At 64.7% G+C, this 21524-nt stretch carries 15 protein-coding genes and 1 pseudogene; 10 read left to right on the top strand and 6 right to left on the bottom strand.

Annotated features, from left to right (window positions below; all coding sequences use genetic code 11):
- Nucleotides 1–15: 15 nt before the first annotated feature.
- The gene (locus ACO2RV_RS15195) at nt 16–1338 is read right to left on the bottom strand and encodes a histidine kinase (protein ID WP_423294423.1); all 1323 of its coding nucleotides are present in this window, start codon (nt 1336–1338) and stop codon (nt 16–18) included.
- Nucleotides 1338–1973: a response regulator gene (locus ACO2RV_RS15190; RefSeq protein ID WP_423294421.1), complete on the bottom strand. Its 636-nt coding sequence runs from the start codon at nt 1971–1973 to the stop codon at nt 1338–1340. The genes ACO2RV_RS15195 and ACO2RV_RS15190 overlap by 1 nt, the downstream gene beginning before the upstream one ends.
- An 846-nt stretch (nt 1974–2819) precedes the next feature.
- Here ACO2RV_RS15190 and ACO2RV_RS15185 point away from each other — a divergent pair.
- Together ACO2RV_RS15185 and ACO2RV_RS15180 are read left to right on the top strand one after the other, a co-directional pair.
- Nucleotides 2820–4145 carry a site-specific DNA-methyltransferase gene (locus ACO2RV_RS15185; protein ID WP_423294676.1) on the top strand — a complete coding sequence of 442 codons (1326 nt, stop codon included), beginning with the start codon at nt 2820–2822 and terminating at the stop codon, nt 4143–4145.
- Nucleotides 4135–5082 (top strand): DUF5681 domain-containing protein, encoded by a 948-nt coding sequence (locus ACO2RV_RS15180; RefSeq protein ID WP_423294419.1) that lies wholly within the window; start codon nt 4135–4137, stop codon nt 5080–5082. Before ACO2RV_RS15185 ends, ACO2RV_RS15180 begins: the two co-directional genes overlap by 11 nt.
- A 300-nt stretch (nt 5083–5382) precedes the next feature.
- Here the strand turns inward: ACO2RV_RS15180 and ACO2RV_RS15175 are convergent, their stop codons facing one another.
- The 3 genes from ACO2RV_RS15175 to ACO2RV_RS15165 form a co-directional block, all read right to left on the bottom strand.
- On the bottom strand, nt 5383–6135 hold the full coding sequence (locus tag ACO2RV_RS15175; RefSeq protein WP_423294417.1) for a hypothetical protein: 753 nt from the start codon (nt 6133–6135) through the stop codon (nt 5383–5385).
- 523 nt (nt 6136–6658) lie between these two features.
- Nucleotides 6659–7156 carry a Spy/CpxP family protein refolding chaperone gene (locus ACO2RV_RS15170; protein ID WP_423294415.1) on the bottom strand — a complete coding sequence of 166 codons (498 nt, stop codon included), beginning with the start codon at nt 7154–7156 and terminating at the stop codon, nt 6659–6661.
- 35 nt (nt 7157–7191) lie between these two features.
- Nucleotides 7192–7530 carry a GCG_CRPN prefix-to-repeats domain-containing protein gene (locus ACO2RV_RS15165; protein ID WP_423294413.1) on the bottom strand — a complete coding sequence of 113 codons (339 nt, stop codon included), beginning with the start codon at nt 7528–7530 and terminating at the stop codon, nt 7192–7194.
- Nucleotides 7531–7866: 336 nt separating this feature from the next.
- Between ACO2RV_RS15165 and ACO2RV_RS15160 the strand changes: the two genes are divergently transcribed.
- From ACO2RV_RS15160 to ACO2RV_RS15125, 8 genes are all read left to right on the top strand, one after another.
- Nucleotides 7867–8721 carry a helix-turn-helix transcriptional regulator gene (locus ACO2RV_RS15160; RefSeq protein WP_423294411.1) on the top strand — a complete coding sequence of 285 codons (855 nt, stop codon included), beginning with the start codon at nt 7867–7869 and terminating at the stop codon, nt 8719–8721.
- A 465-nt stretch (nt 8722–9186) separates the two neighbouring features.
- On the top strand, nt 9187–10002 hold the full coding sequence (locus tag ACO2RV_RS15155; RefSeq protein WP_423294409.1) for a sulfotransferase family protein: 816 nt from the start codon (nt 9187–9189) through the stop codon (nt 10000–10002).
- A gap of 26 nt (nt 10003–10028) precedes the next feature.
- Nucleotides 10029–16910: an autotransporter domain-containing protein gene (locus tag ACO2RV_RS15150; protein ID WP_423294407.1), complete on the top strand. Its 6882-nt coding sequence runs from the start codon at nt 10029–10031 to the stop codon at nt 16908–16910.
- A 788-nt stretch (nt 16911–17698) separates the two neighbouring features.
- The gene (locus ACO2RV_RS15145) at nt 17699–19792 is read left to right on the top strand and encodes an ATP-binding protein (RefSeq protein ID WP_423294405.1); all 2094 of its coding nucleotides are present in this window, start codon (nt 17699–17701) and stop codon (nt 19790–19792) included.
- 20 nt (nt 19793–19812) lie between these two features.
- The gene (locus ACO2RV_RS15140; protein ID WP_423294403.1) at nt 19813–20142 is read left to right on the top strand and encodes a hypothetical protein; all 330 of its coding nucleotides are present in this window, start codon (nt 19813–19815) and stop codon (nt 20140–20142) included.
- A 165-nt stretch (nt 20143–20307) separates the two neighbouring features.
- The gene (locus ACO2RV_RS15135; protein WP_423294401.1) at nt 20308–20574 is read left to right on the top strand and encodes a hypothetical protein; all 267 of its coding nucleotides are present in this window, start codon (nt 20308–20310) and stop codon (nt 20572–20574) included.
- Between the two features lie 36 nt (nt 20575–20610).
- A complete protein-coding gene (locus tag ACO2RV_RS15130; protein ID WP_423294399.1) occupies nt 20611–21120 on the top strand; it encodes a hypothetical protein in 510 nt (169 codons plus the stop codon).
- Between the two features lie 64 nt (nt 21121–21184).
- Nucleotides 21185–21442 carry a hypothetical protein gene (locus ACO2RV_RS15125; RefSeq protein ID WP_423294397.1) on the top strand — a complete coding sequence of 86 codons (258 nt, stop codon included), beginning with the start codon at nt 21185–21187 and terminating at the stop codon, nt 21440–21442.
- Here the strand turns inward: ACO2RV_RS15125 and ACO2RV_RS15120 are convergent.
- Nucleotides 21401–21524, bottom strand: a pseudogene (locus ACO2RV_RS15120) (IS5/IS1182 family transposase); the annotation flags it as partial. The gene ACO2RV_RS15125 and the pseudogene ACO2RV_RS15120 overlap by 42 nt on opposite strands.

Raw genomic sequence — 21524 nt, 5'->3', positions numbered from 1 at the left:
GGAAGATCGCTGCGTTCAGCGCGGCAACCGGGCGGTGGCGCGCATGCCGCCCTCGGCCGGCTCCAGCGAGAAGCTGCCGCCGAGCGCATCCACCCGCTCGCGAATGCCGAGCAGGCCGTAGCCGTCGCCGACCGGGATGTCGCGTCGCGCCGAGCCGTCGTCAGTGGCGGTGAGGACGATATCCTCGGCAACCTCGATTTCCAGCGAGACCGTCTTCGGCGCGCCATGCCGGATGGCGTTGGTTAGGCATTCCTGGGCGATGCGGTAGAGGCTGAGCGCGAGCTCGTCCGGCACGGCATCGACATCGCCGCGCAGCGCCAGCGCAAAACGGACCGCCGGCAAGCGGTTGCGCCAGTCGGCGACCAGCCGCTCCAGCGCCGGGCGGAGCCCGAGATCGTCAAGGTCCGGCGGGCGCAGCTGGGAGAGCTCGGCGCGCAGGCTGTCCATCATCTGGCCCGATATTTCCGCGATCCGCGCGCCGTCCTGCGCGGTGGATTCGCCCGATTGGGAAATCGCCGCGGCGAGGGCGCGGGTCGCGGTCAGGCACTGGCCGAACTCGTCGTGCAGTTCGCGGGCCAGCGCCCGGCGCTCGCTCTCCTGCACCGTGAACAGGCGCCGCGTCAGCTCGGTGCGCATGGCCTGCGCCTCTTGCAGCGTCGCCGCCGTGTCGTTCAGCGCCGCGCTCAGCCGGTCGAACTCGGCGACGTGCAGGCGCGGCAGGCGGGTGGCGAAATCGCCGCGCTGTAGACGCTCGATGCCGCGCAGTATGATGCGGAACGGCGCCAGCAGGCGGATGACGAGCAGGCCGGTGAGGATGGCCCCGCCGATCGCCATCCCCACCGCCACGCGCATCAGGTCGCCGGTGCGGGCCCAGGCGCGGGTGACGATGACGCCGGGATCGGCGATGGCGGTCACATAGGCATCGGTGACGTAGCGCGTGCGCACCGGCACGGCGATCGGCTGGGGCACGAGGCCGAGATGCTGCGCCAGCCACACGAACCAGTCCGGCGGCGTAGGGGCCGCCAGATAAGGGCCGCAGCGCCGCTGTATCGGCTGGCCGCGCGGTCCGAGCTCGACACAGATGCCGGGCGCGATCAGGCTCCAGGCGGGAAATTCCTGCCAGTCGCGGAAGACCGGCGTCGGCGCCACGCCGCCAAAGGCGAGGCCCTCGAAGCTCGGCCGCGCGGCGATGGCGTCGGCGACGCGGGTGGCGGTGGTCTGCGCATCCAGCCGGGCGGCGCTCGCCGTGTCCCACAGCACCCAGCCGGCGGCGACCAATACGGTCAGGAACCCGGCCGCCAACACCCGCAGGACCAACTGGGGGAGCAGCCTGCGCATCACAGCGCGTCGACGAAGCCGGCGCGCTGCGCCTTGAGCACCAGTTCGGCGTCGCCGGAGGCGCCGAGCTTGGCCCGGATCAGCGACAGGTTGTTCTGCACCGTCTTGGAGGAGAGGCCGAGGCTGCTGGCGATGGATCGCCCGCTCATGCCGCGCGCCAGCAGCAGCAGGATATCGCGCTCGCGCGGCGTCAGGCCGGCGACGTCGTCGTGTTCCAGCGAGGTGCGGGCGAATTCCTGCGCCATGTCGTCCGAGAGCACGCGCCGCCCCGACATCACGGTGGTGATGGCCCGCACCAGTTCGTCCGGAGGGCTGCTCTTGGAAACGAAGCCGCGCGCGCCGGCGGCCATGGCCTTGCGCGCGAAGATCGCCCCCTGATGCATCGACACGACGATGATGCGGGCCTTCGAATCGCGCGCCAGCATGGCCTCGACCGCGGCAAAGCCGCCGCCTCCCGGCATGGAGAGGTCCATCAGCACGACGTCGGGCGCGTGCTCGGCAAAGGCCGCCAGCGCCGCTTCCCCGTCATTGGCCTCGGCCACGACGGAAAAGCCGGGCTGACGCCCGAGCAGCCGGCGGTACCCCTCGCGCACGATCGGATGGTCGTCGACCAGGAGGATGCGGATCAGATCCATGGCGGCGAGAGTATCGCGCTCCGGCCGCGGTACAAATGGCGATGTAACCCCGTCCGGATGACCCGGTCCGACACTGAGTATGTCTGCTTCATGTGGGAGCGCGCATGAAGCAGAGCCGTCACGCGGGATATCGAGCCGGGCGCCAGGTCGATCGTCACCGCATCCGAGCCGGGGCGGTGGATGGGCAGGCGGACACGCCGCCTGTGTTCGCGCAACGGGTCGAAGGCGATATGGGACAGATTCGGGCCCGCGCTCGGTAGTCTACGCTCGTGGGAAAACCCAGCACAGGCGAGGCACTCGGCATTCCCAGTTTGGGACTGAAATGGCGGAGGGTGTAGTCACCTGCGAACTGCTCTCTGCCTGTAAATCCCTGTTTCCATCCGCAAAGCAGGCATCTCGGCCTGCCATGTGCCGACAGTGCCGGCGGCAAGCCGATAATATCGCGGGGTTTTCTGACGTTTGGCCCGCCCTAAAGAAGCTCGTGAGTATCAATTCGGCGGCCAATCAACAGGGAATTGGTTTCGGCAGAACAGGGAATTGTGCAGGTCCAAGCGCTGGAAATCCCTATTTTCCGTTGGACGCAGGAAACGTCATTCCCGGAACTTCTCCCCGGTATTCGGTAATGAGTCGGTAATTATTTACCGCAATTGGAGTTGCGCGAACTTGTTTTGTTCTCATAGTATATGACGGGTCGAGACGGTCGCCGCAGGCCGCTGCCTGGTCGTAAGAGCCTCCAACAGCAAGGAAATCAGTCATGAGCAGAACCTTCGTAAGCTTAAACATGACCTCAGATTTTCACGGAGAATCCTCTTGTCCCGATCGTCGTCCCGCGCGTCTGCCGCGCTCATGGAACGCCCTATCACTTCGCTAAAACCCTATGCGCGCAACGCGCGTACCCATTCGAAGAAGCAGATCCGCCAGATCGCTGCGAGCATTGAGCGCTTCGGCTTCGTCAATCCGGTGCTCGTGAGCGACGAGGGGCAGATTGTTGCCGGGCACGGGCGTGTCGAGGCCGCTCGGTTGCTTGGGCTGACCAGTGTGCCAACGCTGACGCTCTCCCATCTCAGCACGGCCGAACTGCAGGCCTACGTGCTGGCCGACAATAAGCTCGCGCTTAACGCCGGCTGGGACCGCGACTTGCTTGCTATCGAGTTGCAGGGACTGATCGACTTGCAGTTCGACGTCGAACTGACCGGCTTCAGCCTTGCCGAAATAGACCTGGTGCTTGACGAGGCGCGCGACGCCAAGCCTGATGGCAGGGACGCGGCCGAAGACGACGTTCCGGTAGTGGGCGGAACGGCGGTTAGTGCGTTGGGTGACGTCTGGCATTTGGGGCGTCACCGGCTGATCTGCGGCGATACCCAGAAGCCGGAGACTTTCGCTGCACTGATGGGCGATGAGCGCGCCGATCTCGTTTTTACGGATCCACCCTACAACGTGAAGATAGATGGCAATGTCTGCGGGCTCGGCAGTGTGCGGCATCGTGAGTTCGCGTTTGCCAGCGGCGAGATGAGCGCAGATGCATTTACGGACTTCCTCACCGCGACGCTCGGCAACATGGCGTCCGTAATGCGGGATGGCGCCGTCGCCTTCGTGTGCATGGATTGGCGGCATATGGGGGAGATGCTGGCGGCAGGCCGCGAATGCTTCACCGAGTTCAAGAACTTGGTGGTGTGGAACAAGGCTAACGGAGGCATGGGTAGCTTCTACCGCTCAAAGCACGAGCTCATTTTCGTGTTCAAGAATGGGGAGGGGCCTCACACCAATAGCTTTGAGCTGGGCGGAACCGGTCGGCATCGGACCAATGTTTGGGATTATCCGGGGATCACCAGCCCTGGTAAGGCACGCGGTGAGGAACTCGCCATGCATCCCACCGTGAAACCGGTGGCAATGATTGCCGACGCCATTCGGGATTGCTCGCGGCGCGGTGAGATCGTGCTGGATGGCTTCGGCGGATCGGGCTCGACATTGATTGCCGCTGAGAAGACCGGACGGCACGCCCGGCTGATCGAATACGACCCGCTCTATTGCGACACGATCGTAAGACGCTGGCAGCAGGTCACCGGTAAGCAGGCACGCCACGGTTCCAGCGGCGTCGGCTTCGAAGAGCATGAGGAAATGCTACTTGGCACGGCTTTGGTGACAACAGGAGCGGTCTCCAATGAGCACTGATTGGGACGACAAACCGCTGGGCTATAAGAAGCCTCCGAGCTGGACTCGTTTCCAGAAGGGGCAATCCGGTAATCCTCGCGGTCGCCCGCGCAAGCAAAAGCCCATTACCAGTGCGGATACGGCCAGCCCTAGCTTACTGGACGATGCGCTACGCAAAGAACGCGAGCGCCGCGTGCGCGTGAACGATGGCAGTGGGTCTGTAGACCTCGCCATGTATGAAGTGGTTTGCCGATCATTGACGAATAACGCCGCAAAGGGTGACGTCCGTGCGCAGCGTGAAGCTTTGAAACTGTGGCGAGAGTTGGAGCTGCGAGACGGGCAGCGCGAGCAAGCCGACCAGGAACAGAAGCAACGTGTTTTCCAGTACATCTGCTCCTTGAAGGAGCAGCAGGCTGGCAAATGGGCGGCGGCTGCGAAAAGTGGCGTCGATCCCGTCGATCCCTGGCCGCATCCGGACGACGTTCTCATCGAAAGCGGCACTCGGCACTGGCACATCCGTGGACCCTACGATGAGAGGGATGTGCCGTACTTCGTTTACTGCCGCGCCGAGAGAGATGCCCTATTCGCGCGCTTGGCTCTGGATCTGCGAGAACGGAAAGACAGCGAATTCGATCGCGCTTCTATCGGGGACCTTTGGGTGTTCTGGGATGTACGGCTGCCGAAAAGATGGCAGATCATCGATCATTGCGAGGTCGATCTGATGACACTGATGATGGCTCGGCTCGGAGACCTCCGTGCGCTTGTCGCTGTTCAGTGCGGTCGGGCCGATGAACTTCGGCCCCCGTCTTTCTCGGGGGCAATGGATAAGGAAACCTATCGGGTCGTTAACAGCGCAATGAAGCCCTTGCTTCAGCGTGGAGGCTATCGTTCCTTCGCCGAGTTCGAGAAGACCTATCATCAGTTTGGCGAGGGCATGCCTTGGCCGAAAGCCTCATAAACGCGGGCGCTTAGTTTCCTTGCGAACTGTTTGGCAGGGTGGCTCACAATAACCGCGCTGTCCTCGCTCCATAATGCGGCAACACGGCTGCCAAGCCGTCAGGCGGTGGTATCGGCTGGCTCGACCCAGGTAAGCGCCCGCAACTCGTCGATTGGCACTGGGGCATAGGCGTCTGCCAACTTGCGATTGTCTCGGTGTATTCGAGCGAGGCGGTCGAGAAGCTTCTGATGCTCGCCATTTAGCGTGTGCAGACTCCAAATAAACGTATGTCCAGGCAGATAAATCTGCCTGGACATGGCGCTAAAATGGCAGCGGTATTCCAGGCTGCTTGTAGTAGAGAGGCAGTGTAGAGCGCTTATTTTTCTCGTAGAAGATTGCATATTCTGATCTGAGGGTCTCGTAGAATGCCCTCAGATCAGCGCGTGTCGGGGACAGCCGGATCCCGGCGCCGATGCCGGAGGGATAAGCCATTCCCTTGAGGTTGAAGGCATCCACGAAAACAAGCAGTTCGAAAAAGTCCTGCTCGGGCTCGGGCGGTGTTTGTTCTCGTGCCTTTTGATCTTCGTTATCGCGCGGGATTCGAATGAGGTGGCTTGGCAGGAACGGGAAAAGGTCATCCGGATACACCGCCAAAATTACGCTCATGTCGGTGGTTTCCCAGTAATCGGCCTTGTTCTCCTCCAGCGCGCGTCGCAGCAGTGGCAACAGCTTGCAGATCGGTCCATCCACTGCAGAAACCCAGCCCGGTGGATGCCCCGGCTCGAAAGCCTCCTGCTTTAGAAGGTCGGGATTCAGGATGGACTGGCCGTTCCATTGCAGGCTGATCGCATAGTGCAGATCGCCATCATCGAATGCCGCGTAGATGATTTCGAGCGAGAGCCCCTCGACGTTCAGAATGGCCATATACCGTTCCTTCGCTTCCTTGCATGCAAAGCAATGCTCGCTGTGTGGCGAAAGTCGAGTGAAATCAACACCCTTGGCTACAATCTGCCACGCGGATACCGATTCCACAGCACCGAGAGGGCCAGAGAGATCCTTGGTGTTGAATTCCATCGAGATTTGACCCTTTAAGCGGGAATTTTTCCATCGAGAATTGGTCCATGTTCTCATTGCCTCTCGCCAGCGGAGAGCACGGAATGTGAGCGTAATCTGACCGGTGGCGGCCATCAGCCCGGGTCAGTTCTCAGTGGGAATCCAGGGTCAAATCTCGACGGAAATGAACACCCACCGGCCACGACCACCTTTTCCAGCCCGACGCGGTCTACAAGTTCGATCAATCCCTTGCCCAGCGCGACGGCAAGGCGGGAATAGTGGAGGGCGGTCCGACGGACGCCACTGCTCCATCATCACGACCATGCCGGATCTCGCAGTCTCCCTGCACCGGCTGGTGGCGTTCCATGGCTGTGCCGATCAGCCGGTGTCGCTACGCCTCACCGAGGGGCCGGTCTCAGAGATCATGGCCGACCCGGATCTCCCCGGCCGCCCCTGGCCTATCGCACGGCCGTGGGCCATGGGTCTCCGCAGTGGTCATCAGAGGCGTCGCTGCGGTCGCCCATGGCATTGTCGCGCCGAAGCTCTATTGCTCTTCCTCGAACAGCCAGAGTTCGGCTGTCGGCTGCGGCAGGCCTAGTGAATTCTCCTGCAAGCCGAGGAAGGTCGGGATGCGACGCTTCTGCTCCTCGCTCAATGAAGCGATGAGAGGCTTGAGCGCGGCGGCCAGCGTCTTCAGCTCCTGCGCCCGCAGGGCTTCCGCGTCGGCGGTGCGCTCCATCAGCTCGACGAAATCCTTCGGCGCCGGCATTTTAGCCCGCTCCGCCTTCCGGGCGGCGGCGTCCTTGGCGATCGTGCGGATCGCCGCCTCCACCGGCTCCCACAGCGCCGCCTGCTCGGGGGTGAGACCGATCACGGTCTTGAGCGCGATGACGCGGGCATCCAGCACCGCCTGGGCGTCCTCGCGGGTATAGAGCTCGACGATCTGGGGGGCCGGCGCGGGCGGCGTCTCTTGGGCGTGCGCGGCGGGCAGGCAGGCAAGGCCGGCGCCGGCAAGCAGCAGCGCGAACATGAGCTTGGGCATTTTCTGGTTCCTGATCCACATGAGGGGAAGCGGGCTCACTGCCACGAGCCGTCCGGCAGGCGCCCGTGATAGGGCGTGTCGCGGCAGTTGCCCCACGGGCCACGCCAGAAGCCGGGAGGGCAGCCATTGCCGTAATAGCCGCCATAGGCCGCCGGAGGCACGGCGACGCCGCCTCCCGGCAGCGGGCCGCTATAGGGAGTATCGCGGCAATGCCCCCATGGGCCGCGCCACGCGCCGAGACCGCATCCATCCGCAACCGGAAGATAGGCCGCCGGGCGATCCGGCAGGGGAAGGGCTGGCAGCGCCGAGGCCGGCAGGATCGTCCCTGCAAGCAATCCGGCCCCTATCAGCAGGCGGGTGAACATCATCTGCATCTCCATCCGTTTTGGTCAGAAGTGGTAGGCCAACCGCCCGCTGGCGGTCCGGCCGAGATAGGAGTCTCCGAAATCGGCGGCGTAGCCGAACCTCATCTCGAAGCTGCTCGATCGATAGAATCGTGCGTCAAGATCGGGCGCTGGCGAGGAAGATGTTGGGGTTGCTCCCGGAATTGTTGGCTTCACAATTCCGGCGATTTGTTCCGATTTTCACCGTTTTCACCCCAAGCAATCGATCGGCGTTCCCGTCCCGCCGGAAGACACAAAAATTTCGCGCCTGCTCCGGACTTGCCGTAGCATGCGGACCGGTAGGCGTTCCGATGGGATGATGATGCAATGCGGCTGGTGGATCAGGCCATTACTCGGAAGAGTGAAGCGGACGAGGCGAATCTCCCGGGCGAGATCATCAAGCTCTACGAGGCGGAAGCTGATCTGATCGGCCTGCCGGAAATCCTGTTCGCCGGCGTTGGCCGCCTGATTGACGCCGATGTCGTGACCTATTCTGAGTTCCACCATGTGAGCGGCGAGTTCCGTTCCCTCCTGTCGGTCGAGGACGATCCTTCGCGGCGTGCCGAGGCGATGGCCGCCTTCGCCCGCCACATGCACAGCCACGATTTCTGGCGCTGCCATCCGGCCTTCTTCGGTGAGCGGGCGCTACGTGAATCGGACTTCTTCGGCGAGGAGGAGTTCGCGACCCTGCCGATCGCGCGCGAGGTGTTCCTGCCATCCATGGCCCGGCGCATCATGTCGATCGTCATGCAGAGCGGGGACTATGTGCTGACCATCTCCGGGCACCGCGTGATCGGGCGCGCCACGTTCAGCGACCGGCAGCGGGATTTATTGGAAGCCTACCGGCCGCACGTTCTGCGCAGCTACCGGCAGGCCTGCGACCGCACGCTCGCCTCGATGACACCCACCGACCGGCTGCGCATCGCCTTTCCCGAGCTCACCCCGCGCCAGCTCGAAGTGGCGTCCTGGATCGCCAGGGGTAAGTCAAACGAGGATATCGCGACGATCCTCGATGTCGGTATCGAGACGATCAAGGCGCATGTGAAGGCGATCCACGCCAAGATCGGCGCCGATGGGCGCCTTGCCATCGCCGTGATGGCGCATACCGTCCCGCCTTTCGCGCGCATGCCGCCCTTGTGGCGGATCGGCGAGAAAGTCTGGGGCGGGCATCCGCCAGCGTGAACGGGAGTTTGGGCGACCACTACGCGCCAAAGGACTAAACCGCTGCCGCGATAACCGCGCTGCATGAAGGGGGCACCGTTGTTTTCGATATGGTGTCCGGCATAGGCGGGTGGACCATCACGGCTTCCGCCGCGCAGAGCGCGACGACCTCGCGGGCGAGCGCGACATTTCCTCTCTTACTCCTTCGGGTAATGGCCTATCCCGGCGATCGCATCGCATCATCCCATACTTGGGTGCACACGGACCTGCATGTCACGGCATGGCGCGCTACGCGCGAATTTGTCTGGTGCCGGACTGAGGGCAGGTTGTTTTCTTGGGGCTGGAATGGTGCAAATCGAAGCAATTCGTGGTCGAGGCGGAAGGGTCAAGAGCGTCCGCGTCGAGGCCGAGCGCTGTATTGCCGCTTGCCGTTCACGCCTGAGCCGCGACCCGGGCTAAGTGGAAGCAAACGGCACGCGAGGAGGCATGCAGCACGGCATCCATTTCATCTCCGGCCTGCCGCGGGCGGGCTCGACGCTGCTGGCGGGCATTCTGCGCCAGAATCCGGGCGTCCATGCCGCGATGAGCAGTCCGGTCGGCGCGCTGTTCACCGCCCTGCTCAGGCAGATGAGCCAGGAGAACGAGTTCGCCCTGTTCATCACGGAGGCGCAGCGCGAGGCCATCCTCGCCGGCCTGTTCGAGAATTATTACCGGGACATCCAGGCGGAAAAGCTGGTGTTCGACACCAATCGCCTGTGGTGCAGCAAGCTGCCGGCCCTGGCGGCGCTGTTCCCGGACGCGAAGGTGATCGCCTGCGTGCGCGACATACACTGGGTGCTCGACAGCCTGGAGCGGCTGGTCCGGCGCAACAAGTTCGAGCCGTCCAAGATCTTCAACTTCGAGCCCGGCGGCACGGTCTACAACCGGGTGGATGGGCTGCTCGGAATGAATGGCATGGTCGGCTTCGCCTATAACGCGCTCAAGGAAGCCTATTACGGGGAGCAGGCGGACCGGTTCATGCTGCTGACCTACGAGACGCTGACGCGTACGCCGGCCAAGGCGATGGCGGCGGTCTACGATTTCATCGGCCAACCGCCGTTCGCCCATGACTTCGATCACGTCGACTACGCGGAAGAGGAGTTGGACGCGCGGCTCGGCACGCCGGGCCTGCACCGCGTCGCCGCCAAAGTGCAACATGTCGAGCGACAGACCATCCTGCCGCCCGATCTGGTCCGTCGTGTCGAGAACGACGCCTTCTGGACCGATGCCAAGCGAAATCTGCGCGGCGTGCGGGTGGTATAGCGGTGGCATCGCGCCCCAAGCCTCACTTGGATCGGTCGAGTGCTCCGATCGCCCCCGCGCAGGGGCGAATTGACATCGCCGTTCGCCAGGCGCGGTTCGTAAAACTCTCGCCCGACCCTTCCGGCCGCGCGCGCCGGCTGAGGCGGGCGCTCATCGGCACGACGGCGCTGGTCGCCGTCGCTTTGGTGGGGACTCTCCTCATCGTGCCGGCGACGCCGGTCTTTGCCGATGGCGGCACCGGCGGTGCCAGCAGCGACGGCAACCCCGGCGCCCCCGGGGGGACCGACAGCGCGACAGGCGCCGGCGGAAACGGCTCCACCTACGCCAACAACGGCTACGGCGGTGCCGGCGGCGGTGGCGGCGGCGCCGGGGTCAGCGGCGGCTACGGCGGCACCGGCGCCTACGACGGCACCGACGGCAGCCCCGGCGCCGGCGGTCTTCCGGGCTCCACCGGTGGCGGTACCGGCGGCAATGGCGGCGACGGCAGTGGCGGTGCGGGCGGCGGAGGAGGAGGAGGCGGGGCGCACGGCTTTTATGGCAGCACGCTGCCGGGCAGCGACGCGACCGGCGGCAATGGCGGCAATGGTGGCGAGGGCAGCGGCGCTGTCTTTTATCACAAGGGTGGCGGCGGCGGCGGCGGCGCCGGCGGCTTCGGCGCGGTCGTCACGGGTTCGGGTTACCTCGGGCAGATCAACGTCAACATCACCGGTGGCAACGGCGGCAACGGCGGTGACGGCGCGGGAGTCACTTCCGGTTACGGCGGCGGAGGCGGCACCGGCGGCATCGGCCTCATGCTCACCGGAAGCAGCCAGGTGGGGATCGGCGCCTCCTCGACTATTACGGGCGGCACCGGCGGCACCGGCGGCTCCGCCAACACGGATACCAGCGCCAGTAGCGGAAGCGGCGGGGTCGGCGTCTACTCGTCTACCGGCGCCACGATCACCAATGGCGGTTATATCAGCGGTGGCAATGGCGGCTACGGCATCTTCGGCGGCAACGGTGGCAACGGCGCCGGCGGTGGCAGCGGCGGCACCGGTGTCTCGCTCTCCGGCACTGGCGCCACCCTTACCAATAACCGCACGATCGCCGGTGGCAATGGCGGTACCGGAGGCGACGCCGGCAACGGCGGCATCGACCGCCAGGGCCTCACCGGCACTCCTGGCGGCGCCGGCGGCGGGGGCGCCGACGGCGTCCTGCTCTCCGGCACTGGCGCCACCTTGACCAATAGCGGCACGATCACCGGCGGTAGCGGCGGCACGGGCGGGACCGGCGGCAGCGACGCCAACGACGGCGGCAGCGGCGGCAATGGCGGCGGGGGCGGCACCGGCGTCTCGCTCTCCGGCACTGGCGCCAGCCTGAGCAACAGCGGTTCCATCAACGGCGGCGCCGGCGCCGGCGGCGGCACCGGCGGCTACGGCGTCCACGACGGCGGCAGCGGCGGCAGCGGCGGCACCGGCGGGACCGGCGTCGTCTTCTCGGGCACTGGCGCCACTCTGACCAATAGCGGTTCCATCACCGGCGGGGCCGGCGCCCTCGGCGGGGGCGGTGGCCAGGGCGCCTATGGATATGCCGGTAGCGGCCGGCCCGGCGCCGGCGGCGCCGGAGTCTCGCTCGGCAACGGCGCCACCCTGATCAATTCCGGCACGATCACCGGCGGTGGCGGCGACGTCGTCGGTGGCACCAGCGTGTCGGTGAGTAGTGGCACCGTGATCAACAGCGGCACGATCATCGGCGGCACGAGCGCGGTTCTCCCCAGCTACCACGCTGACGCCATCACTTTCGCAGGTAGCGGCAACCGGCTGGAACTGCGTCCAGGCTCCGACATCCAGGGCAATGTGAACGCCAATGGCGGAACCGACGACACACTGGCGCTGGGCGGGACCGCTTATGGGATCTTCGCGGTCAGTTCGATCGGTGCGACCCAGCAATATCAGGGTTTCGAGAATTTCGAGAAGACGGGGAGCGGCATCTGGACGCTGACGGGCACGACGGACGCCGTAACCCCCTGGACGATCAGCGCGGGCACGCTGTCGGTCTCCTCCGACGCCAATCTCGGCGACACCTCCGGTGGGTTGAGTTTCAACGGCGGCGTGCTCGAGAACGGCTCCAATTTCACCACCGCGCGCACCATCTCCCTGGAAGCCGGCGGCGGCACGCTGCAGACCGATGCCGACCTGACCGTGAGCGGCGCCATCTCCGGTGCCGGCGCGCTCACCAAGGCGGGCGACGGCACGCTGACGCTCACCGGCACCAACAGCTACACCGGCGGCACGACCATCAACTCGGGCACGCTGCAGATCGGCAATGGGGGCACCGTGGGCTGGATCCTCGGCGATGTGCTGAACAAGGGCGTGCTCGCCTTCGACCGCTCGGACGACGTCACCTTCTCAGGTGCCATCTCCGGCAGCGGCGCCCTGCAGCAGAACGGCACCGGCACCACCATCCTCACGGGCGCCAACAGCTACACCGGCGGCACGACCATCGGCGCGGGCACGCTGCAGATCGGCAATGGGGGGACGTCGGGCTGGATCCTCGGCGATGTGCTGAACAACGGCGTGCTCGCCTTCGACCGCTCGGACGACGTCACCTTCTCAGGCGCCATCTCCGGTAGCGGCGCCTTGCGGCAGAACGGCACGGGCACCACCATCCTCACCGGCACCAGCACCTATACCGGCGGCACGACCGTCAGCGCCGGGACGCTCATCGTGAACGGCTCGATCGGCGCCGGCGCGGTGAGCGTCGCCAATGGCGCGACGCTCACCGGCTCCGGCAGCATCGGCGGCACGGCGACCGTGCAGGACGGCGGCATCCTCGCCGGCGCGAGCGGTTCGACGCTGAGCATGGGGGCCCTTGCGCTCAACGCGACCTCGAACGTCGATGTCGTGCTCGGCACTCCAAGCGGCACCCTGTTCGACGTCGGCGGTAACCTGACCCTCGACGGCACGCTCAACCTCTCCGGCGCCACTGGCTTTGGCACGGGCGTGTACCACCTGATCGAGTATGGCGGCAGCCTCACCAACAATGGACTGGCGCTCGGAAGCCAGCCGCTCGATTTCACGACCGCGGTCAACACCGCCACCGCCCAGCAGGTGAATCTCACGGTCTACGCCGATCCCACCAAGACGCAGTTCTGGCAGGGCGGCTCGAACCCGGTCGGGGGCAGCGGCACCTGGACCGCGACCGCCACCAACTGGCTGAACGCGGACGGCAGCATGTCGACGCTGTGGGGTGGGGTGCAGGGGATTTTCCACGGCACGCCCGGCACCGTGACGGTCGAAGGCACGCAGGCCTTCGAGAGCCTCGAATTCGTCGTTGACGGCTACACGCTCGTCGCCGGCAGCGGCGGAGCCCTGGCTCCAACGGGCATGGCGCAGCTGTGGGCCGAAGGCACGCGGACGACCGCGACCCTCGCCACCCCGATCACCGGCGCGGGCGGCATCGTCAAGATCGGGGCCGGCACCATCGTGCTCGCGGCGGCCAACAGCTACACCGGCGGCACGGTCCTCCACGGCGGCACGCTGTCGGTGTCGGCCGACAACAATCTCGGCGCGGCGGCGGGCGGGCTCACCTTCGACGGCGGCACGCTTGAGAACACGGCGGCGTTCGCGACGGCGCGCGCCATCACGCTTGCCGCCGGGGGCGGCACCTTGCGCACCACCGCCGATCTCACCGCCTCCGGCGTCATCTCCGGTGCCGGCGCGCTCACCAAGACCGGCGACGGCGGTCTGACCCTGACGGGCACCAACACCTACACCGGCGGCACGAGCATCGGCGCGGGGGTGCTGCAGCTTGGCGACGGCGGCACGTCGGGCTCGATCATCGGCGATGTGCTGAACAATGGCGTGCTGGCCTTCAACCGCTCGGACGACGTCACCTTCGCCGGCGCCATCTCCGGTAGCGGCGCCTTGCGGCAGAACGGCACGGGCACCACCATCCTCACCGGCACCAGCACCTATACCGGCGGCACGACCGTCAGCGCCGGGACGCTCATCGTGAACGGCTCGATCGGCGCCGGCGCGGTGAGCGTCGCCAATGGCGCGACGCTCACCGGCTCCGGCAGCATCGGCGGCACGGCGACCGTGCAGGACGGCGGCATCCTCGCCGGCGCGAGCGGTTCGACGCTGAGCATGGGGGCCCTTGCGCTCAACGCGACCTCGAACGTCGATGTCGTGCTCGGCACTCCAAGCGGCACCCTGTTCGACGTCGGCGGTAACCTGACCCTCGACGGCACGCTCAACCTCTCCGGCGCCACTGGCTTTGGCACGGGCGTGTACCACCTGATCGAGTATGGCGGCAGCCTCACCAACAATGGACTGGCGCTCGGAAGCCAGCCGCTCGATTTCACGACCGCGGTCAACACCGCCACCGCCCAGCAGGTGAACCTCACGGTCTACGCCGATCCCACCAAGACGCAGTTCTGGCAGGGCGGCTCGAACCCGGTCGGGGGCAGCGGCACCTGGACCGCGACCGCCACCAACTGGCTGAACGCGGACGGCAGCATGTCGACGCTGTGGGGTGGGGTGCAGGGGATTTTCCACGGCACGCCCGGCACCGTGACGGTCGAAGGCACGCAGGCCTTCGAGAGCCTCGAATTCGTCGTTGACGGCTACACGCTCGTCGCCGGCAGCGGCGGAGCCCTGGCTCCAACGGGCATGGCGCAGCTGTGGGCCGAAGGCACGCGGACGACCGCGACCCTCGCCACCCCGATCACCGGCGCGGGCGGCATCGTCAAGATCGGGGCCGGCACCATCGTGCTCGCGGCGGCCAACAGCTACACCGGCGGCACGGTCCTCCACGGCGGCACGCTGTCGGTGTCGGCCGACAACAATCTCGGCGCGGCGACCGGCGGGCTCACCTTCGACGGCGGCACGCTTGAGAACACGGCGGCGTTCGCGACGGCGCGCGCCATCACGCTTGCCGCCGGGGGCGGCACCTTGCGCACCACCGCCGATCTCACCGCCTCCGGCGTCATCTCCGGTGCCGGCGCGCTCACCAAGACCGGCGACGGCGGTCTGACCCTGACGGGCACCAACACCTACACCGGCGGCACGAGCATCGGCGCGGGGGTGCTGCAGCTTGGCGACGGCGGCACGTCGGGCTCGATCATCGGCGATGTGCTGAACAATGGCGTGCTGGCCTTCAACCGCTCGGACGACGTCACCTTCGCCGGCGCCATCTCCGGCAGCGGCGCCCTGCAGCAGAACGGCACCGGCACCACCATCCTCACCGGCGTCAGTACCTACACTGGCAGCACAACCGTCAGCGCCGGTGCGCTGGTCGTGAACGGCTCGATCGGCGCATCGAGCTTGCTCACGGTCGATGCTGGCGGTCTCGTCGGCGGCACCGGCACTCTGCCCGCGACCACGATCAACGGCGGCACGCTGGCGCCCGGCAACTCGATCGGGACGATCAACGTGCAGGGTAATCTCGCGCTCTCGACCGCGGCGACCCAGCGGATCGAAGTCTCGGCGACTGCCGCCGACCGCACCAATGTCAGCGGCACAGCGACGCTCGGCGGCACCGTGCAGGTGGCGGCCACGCCCGATGACTATGGGCCCCATACCAGCTACACCATTCTTCACGCCGACGGCGGCGTGAGCGGGGCCGAGACGCTGTCGACGACGGTCAACTCCCTGTTCCTCGATCCGACGCTCAGCTTCGACGCCAACAACGTCTTCCTGGATCTGACGCAGCTGCCGTTCAGCTCGGTGGCGTGGACGCCGAACCAGCGAGCAGTCGCCGATGCGCTGCAGGTCAGCGGCACCCACAGCGCGCTCGGCACAGCGGTCTTCAATCAGGCCACGGGCGCGGACGCCCGGCAAGCCTTCGATGCGCTGTCGGGCGAGGTGCATGCGAGTGCGGCAGGCGTGATGCTCGACGAGTCGCGCTACCTTCGCGACGCGGTGCTCGGGCGCGCGCGGCAGGCCTACGGTGACATCCCCGGCCCGCTGGCGGCGCTCGGGCCTGAGGTGTCGACCGTCACCTTTGCACCTACGACGTCGCAAAGCTCTGCCGCGCTTGGGTACGGGGCAGCCGGCGCGCGGCCGGTGGACAGGGCGCCGCCCCAGACACCCAATGAGCCCGTGTCCGCGGCCTGGGCGCAGGTGATCGGCGCCTGGGGACAGCTGGACGGCGACGGCAATGCCGCCACGCTCGACCGCAGCGTCGGCGGCTTCATAAGCGGGTTCGATGTCACCTTCGCCGACAGCTGGCGGCTCGGTCTTGCCGCCGGCTACACCCAGACCTCGCTGGATGTGGATGCCCGCAACTCGTCGGCCTCCCTCGACAATCTCCACCTCGCGCTCTACGGCGGCACCCAGCAAGGCCCGTGGGGCCTGCGCGGGGGCGCTGCCTATACCTGGCACCAGCTCGACACCGTGCGTTCGGTCACCTTCCCAGGCTTTGCCGAGCTCGCGACCGCGGATTACGACGCCGCCACCACGCAGGTGTTCGGCGAGGTGGGCTATGCCATCCCGCTCGGCGGTGCCGCGCTCGCGCCGTTCGCCGGCGTGGCCTATGTCAACCTCCGCACCGGCGGCTTCACCGAGACGGGCGGCGTCGCGGCGCTTGGCGCGGCCGGTCAATCCCTGGACGCGACCTTCACCACACTCGGCCTGCGCGGCTCGGCCCTGCTCGGCGTAACGAACGGCATGGTGATGACCGCGCGCGGCACGCTCGGCTGGCAGCACGCTTTCGGCGATGTGACGCCGGAGCTGACGTTTGCCTTGAGCGGCGGCGTGCCGTTCACCATCGCCGGCGTGCCGATCGCGCGCGACGCGGCGGTGGTGGAGGCGGGCCTCGACATCGCTGTCAGCACTGACGCCAAGCTCGGCATCGCCTATTCCGGTCAGCTCGCCGAGGATGCCTACGACCACGGCGTGCGCGGCAGCTTCGTCTTGAGGTTCTGAAAGACCGGACAGCTCCGAAAAACACTGAATACCCGGAGTTCAAGACGGATCTTCATACGATGACAGTCGGCTCGTATCGGTCCCGGTCAAGGCAAGCCGACGGGGGGGGGGCGCTGCGCGGCAACCTCCCCGTCGGGAGCAAAAACCATGGCGACTGCTGTAGTCGAAACGACCGTCACAACCGCCGTCGTGGGCGGCGAGATGGTTTCATTCCGCTCAACAAACTCAAGAAGCATCCGCACAACTTCCGGAAGACCCGCATAGCGAGGCGTCTATCAACACAAAATAGTCGCGGGAGCCTGGAAGCGCTTGGGCTGTAAACCCTCTCGAAAAATCTCTCGAAACAGTTGCGGAATTCGCTCTCGGCTGTCGGCGGTGAAGTGAGCTGTATGCCATTTAACGTGCTGCACTCGCTAGCACTGTCCGATGACCGGACGTTCCGAACCGCCGCTTTGGGGCCGAGGGCAGACTGGCCGGTTTTGGGGCCGCTGTGCAGATAGCCGCCGTTGTGCAGTGCCGCTCGGAGCGCCGTTGTCGCCGCCCGAAACTGGCCCTTCGTTCGCTCTGCCAAACCGCAGCACTTGGGCCGGGCGGATAGGTTGGCTTGGGCGGGGGTGCTGCGGTAGCCTGCATTCGCAGTACCAACGTGCTGCGCTCAATCTCTTTACCCACGCGGCCGTCCCGGGAGATGACCCGAGCGGGGCGAATTTACAAGGAAACGCTTGACAATAGACCCGCAACTACTCGGCAGCTAAGCTATATCCAGCTTGGGGGAATACATGCCTTCATTGAAGACAAATCTCATTAAAAGAATTGATCGGCTTCCCAAGCCGACGAACGCGGCTGACGCCATGCAACCACTCTTCGAAGCGGTCAGTAACTCGATCCACAGTACCCAGGATCGATTCAAGGAAAACGTCGCAACCCAAGGGAAAATCATTGTCACGCTCTCCATGGCGAGCAGACAATCCCCCTCAAAGATTGTAGTCGAAGACAACGGCGTGGGGCTCGATAGCAAAAACTACGATGCATTCACGACCACCGATACCGACAACAAGATTGCGCGTGGCGGCAAGGGAGTGGGGCGTCTTTTGTGGCTGGACTGTTTTGAGGCAATCAGCGTATCCAGCACGTCGGTCGAGACGGGTGATCCGAAGCGCCGGAAATTTCGCTTTGTGCTGTCGCAATCCGACCAGATACAGGACTATGAAGAAAGCAAACCTGAGGGTGCCGCCACTGACACCGGAGTGATGGTCGAATTCGACGGCCTCCGGGACAATGGCTATAGAGCCAAATTCCCGGGGCGACCGGCTTATGTTTTTCAGCATTTTACGTCGCATTTCTTGCCGACTTTCATCGGGTCGCGCTCGCCTCGCATCACGGTGCACTGCGGTGATGAAACTCGGCACTATCCCGATGAAATTAACGCGATCATCCATCGCCGGGAGACCATCCAAAGCATACCCACTGCTGATTACGGGCCGCTCTCTCTCACGTTGATGGAGTGCGACAAGGTTGCGAGTGCGGATCTGCAGGGGTCACACTTCGTCCATTTCATAGCGCACGACAGAACGGTTCATTCCCAAAAGATCGACGGCAAGCTGGGCCTGAAGTATTTCGGCCCGAATGAGGATCGGGTCTTTCACGCCGTTCTCGCCGGCAAGTTTCTTGACGACAACGTCAATCAGGAGCGGACGAAGTTCCAGTTCGAGGACGCCGTACTCGATCAAATCGTGACCGACGTCTGCACGCCTTATATTGAGAAGTTTCTGGAGAAACCCTTGCAGGCGCTGCGTCAAGACCAGCGAACGCGGGTTAAGGCGATTGCGGAATCCTACCCATCTGTAGCTTTCGGCGACGTCGACGAACTGCAAGAGAGGCTCCCTTCGGGCGAGCTAAACGATGATGCGATCTTTGGGCACCTCTCCCGTGAGCGCTATCGGCGCGATCAGCGGCAGGCGGAGAAAATCCGGACCGTCCTGGAGCGATTGAAAGAGCCGTCTGTCGATGTCAATTCGTTCGCGAGCGCGATCGAAGCCGCCGGTAAGGCCATTGAGGAAGCCGAGCAGAAAAGCCTCACCGAGTACATCGTCCGACGAAAGGTCGTGCTCGATTTCATCGAGATCCTCCTACAAAAGGTCCGCGACGACACGCGTGACAGCAGTTATCAGCGCGAAGACATCCTGCACTCGTTCATCTGCCCATTACGGGTCAACACCCTATCCGATGGCGCCAGGAAGGTCGTGCCGGCCGCGTCGCACGATCTCTGGATAATCGATGAGCGACTGACATTCGCCCAGTATTTTAGCTCGGATGAGGAATTCCAGCATCTCTCTGACGCCGTCGCCAGCGACGAGCGGCCGGATGTCCTGATTTTCGATCACGTCCACGGGCTACGCCAAACTGATGATCCCTCGCGCGTGCTGCTCGTTGAGTTCAAACGCCCGGGTCGAACCAGCTATGCGGCGGACGAGAACCCTCAACACCAGGTCGAACGTTATGTGCGCCGGCTGCTCGAAGGGGGGAAGCTGGACGTCAAGGGGCGCCCCATAAAGCTGAAGGAGGACACGGTTTTCTACTGCTTTATAGTCGCTGACATCGTGGGCAAGATGGACGACTGGACCTATTCATGGGATCGCACGGCCGACGGTCGCGGGCGCTTCTACCAACCGCGTTCCGGCTTCAAAGGTTCGATTGAACTCATCGCATGGGACACCCTTCTCAGCGATGCCCGCGAGCGAAATCAGGCGTTCTTTGATCGCGCTGGAATCTCAGGCAAAAGCTTCTTCGTCGAGGCCCAGGAAACGTCGCATCAGCGCCTTCGGGCCCAGGACGAACTGGCGGCCGACGCCATGGCACCGGCCCACGCGCCTGTGACCTAATTTCGGCGGGGAGAAAGCGCATGCCGTTGTTCGATGCAGACGAGCTCAGGGGGCTGATTGCCGAAGGCGGGATCGTCGGCTTCACGCTCGACACGAATCTCATTGATGGGCTCAACAACAACGGAAATCTCGACAATCGCATCCTGCTAAGCCTCGAAAACCTCAAGGCGAAGCAAGTCGCCAAGGACGGCCAGGGCTGCGCGATCGGCTTCTCCAGGGAGATGTTCAAGACCGACAGTGACGACCTGCAACCGGTCGAGAAGCGCGTCTTCGTCGGGAGGGTGAGATACCCCGGCAGGCGCCTGCCGCCAAGGTTTCGCGATCCGATGGCCGTCACGCGCAGACGCTGAGCAATGCCGTCAGCGAGATCGGTGGGGCAGTCCGCGGCGACCAATCCGCACAATGGGAGATCATCCGGGAATTCGCCAATGAGGTCATCGCCGGACCAACGATGTGGAGCGCGCTGACGACGAAGCACTCCAGGATATAAGCCGGAGCGGAAGACACGCCTTGCCATGATTGGGCTCAAGAGCGAATACGATGCCGTGCTGCGAGTTAATGAGCGCGGAACGCCCTTCGTGCCCTACGCCTTCGACCGCACCAAAATGGTGACGAAGATCATTCTGGGGCCGAATTCCGCGGATGGCGCGATAAACGAGGTCAAGGGATACCTGGCGAGGATCGGCCTTAGCCACGTCCCGGTCCTGAAATCCACCTCGCGATACCGGTCGCTCGACTACTCCCGGACATCGCTGGACGACGTGAGAAACGCCCTCCGCTAGCTGGTTCCGATAGACAAAGAAAAGAAGCACATAGCTATGTTCAATGTCGTCACCGCCCAGGACTTCTACGCCATGCTGGTCCAGGACTTCGACGATTTCTGCGCCGAACAGCACTCAGCGCGAAAGGCGATTCACTGCGCGATCACCGCCAATCACATGGCGGACTGGGTGTGGGGAGACTGGCTCAGCAAGGACGCGGCCGCCCGCTCGACGATGGGGATCGCCGGCCGCGAAAAGGCGCTATTCATGGCGTGGATAGACCAGCACTGCGTCTGGTTTCGACCACTGCAGGACATAGCTAATGGCAGCAAGCACTTTAGCCGAGTGGGCATCGGCACTTCATTCGTAAAGGGCACCGGCACCAGCGGTCACGGAATGTTCGGAATTGGCTATCTGATGATCGATTGGGGCGAGGGTGCGGTGCCAGAGATGAGATACCAGGCCGTCGCGAGCCTGCTCGAGGTGGTGGTCCGGTTCTGGCGTGACTTCTTGCGACTCTATCGGCCCGATCCGAACCAGGTCGACAGCCGGAATCACGCGATGTGACCGCTGCAAATGACGTCATCTAGCAAAATGACGCCACGTCGAAGAGCGTTGCGTCGAAGGCGGTATGCAAATCGGCCGGGTTGGTGGACAGCGTCGAATTGGAACACATACGCCGAAGAAATCTGCTGTCGGTCGGCTGCTCCACCCCGTCGTGAGGCCCGACCGGAATGGTGCCCTTAAGCTCGTCCAGGAGTTCAACGACCAACTGCGCTTGGAGGGTTGGCAGCTCGTCGAAGAAGAGAAGATCGCCGGTCGGCCGCGCTTCGTCCCACAGCGTGCCCTAGGTGACCGACTCATAACTTCGCAGCCAGATGCGGATTGATGCGAGTTGGATCGAGGCGAGGAAATTGTCGTCTCGCTTGTCGTAGCGGGTGGCGACGGCCCTGAAGTGTTTGAGCTTGTTG

The organism is Ancylobacter sp. VNQ12, from assembly GCF_049445835.1.
Lineage (GTDB): Bacteria > Pseudomonadota > Alphaproteobacteria > Rhizobiales > Xanthobacteraceae > Ancylobacter.
The sequence above is the reverse complement of the archived record's forward strand: the minus strand, read 5'-3'. Positions and strand labels throughout refer to the sequence as shown.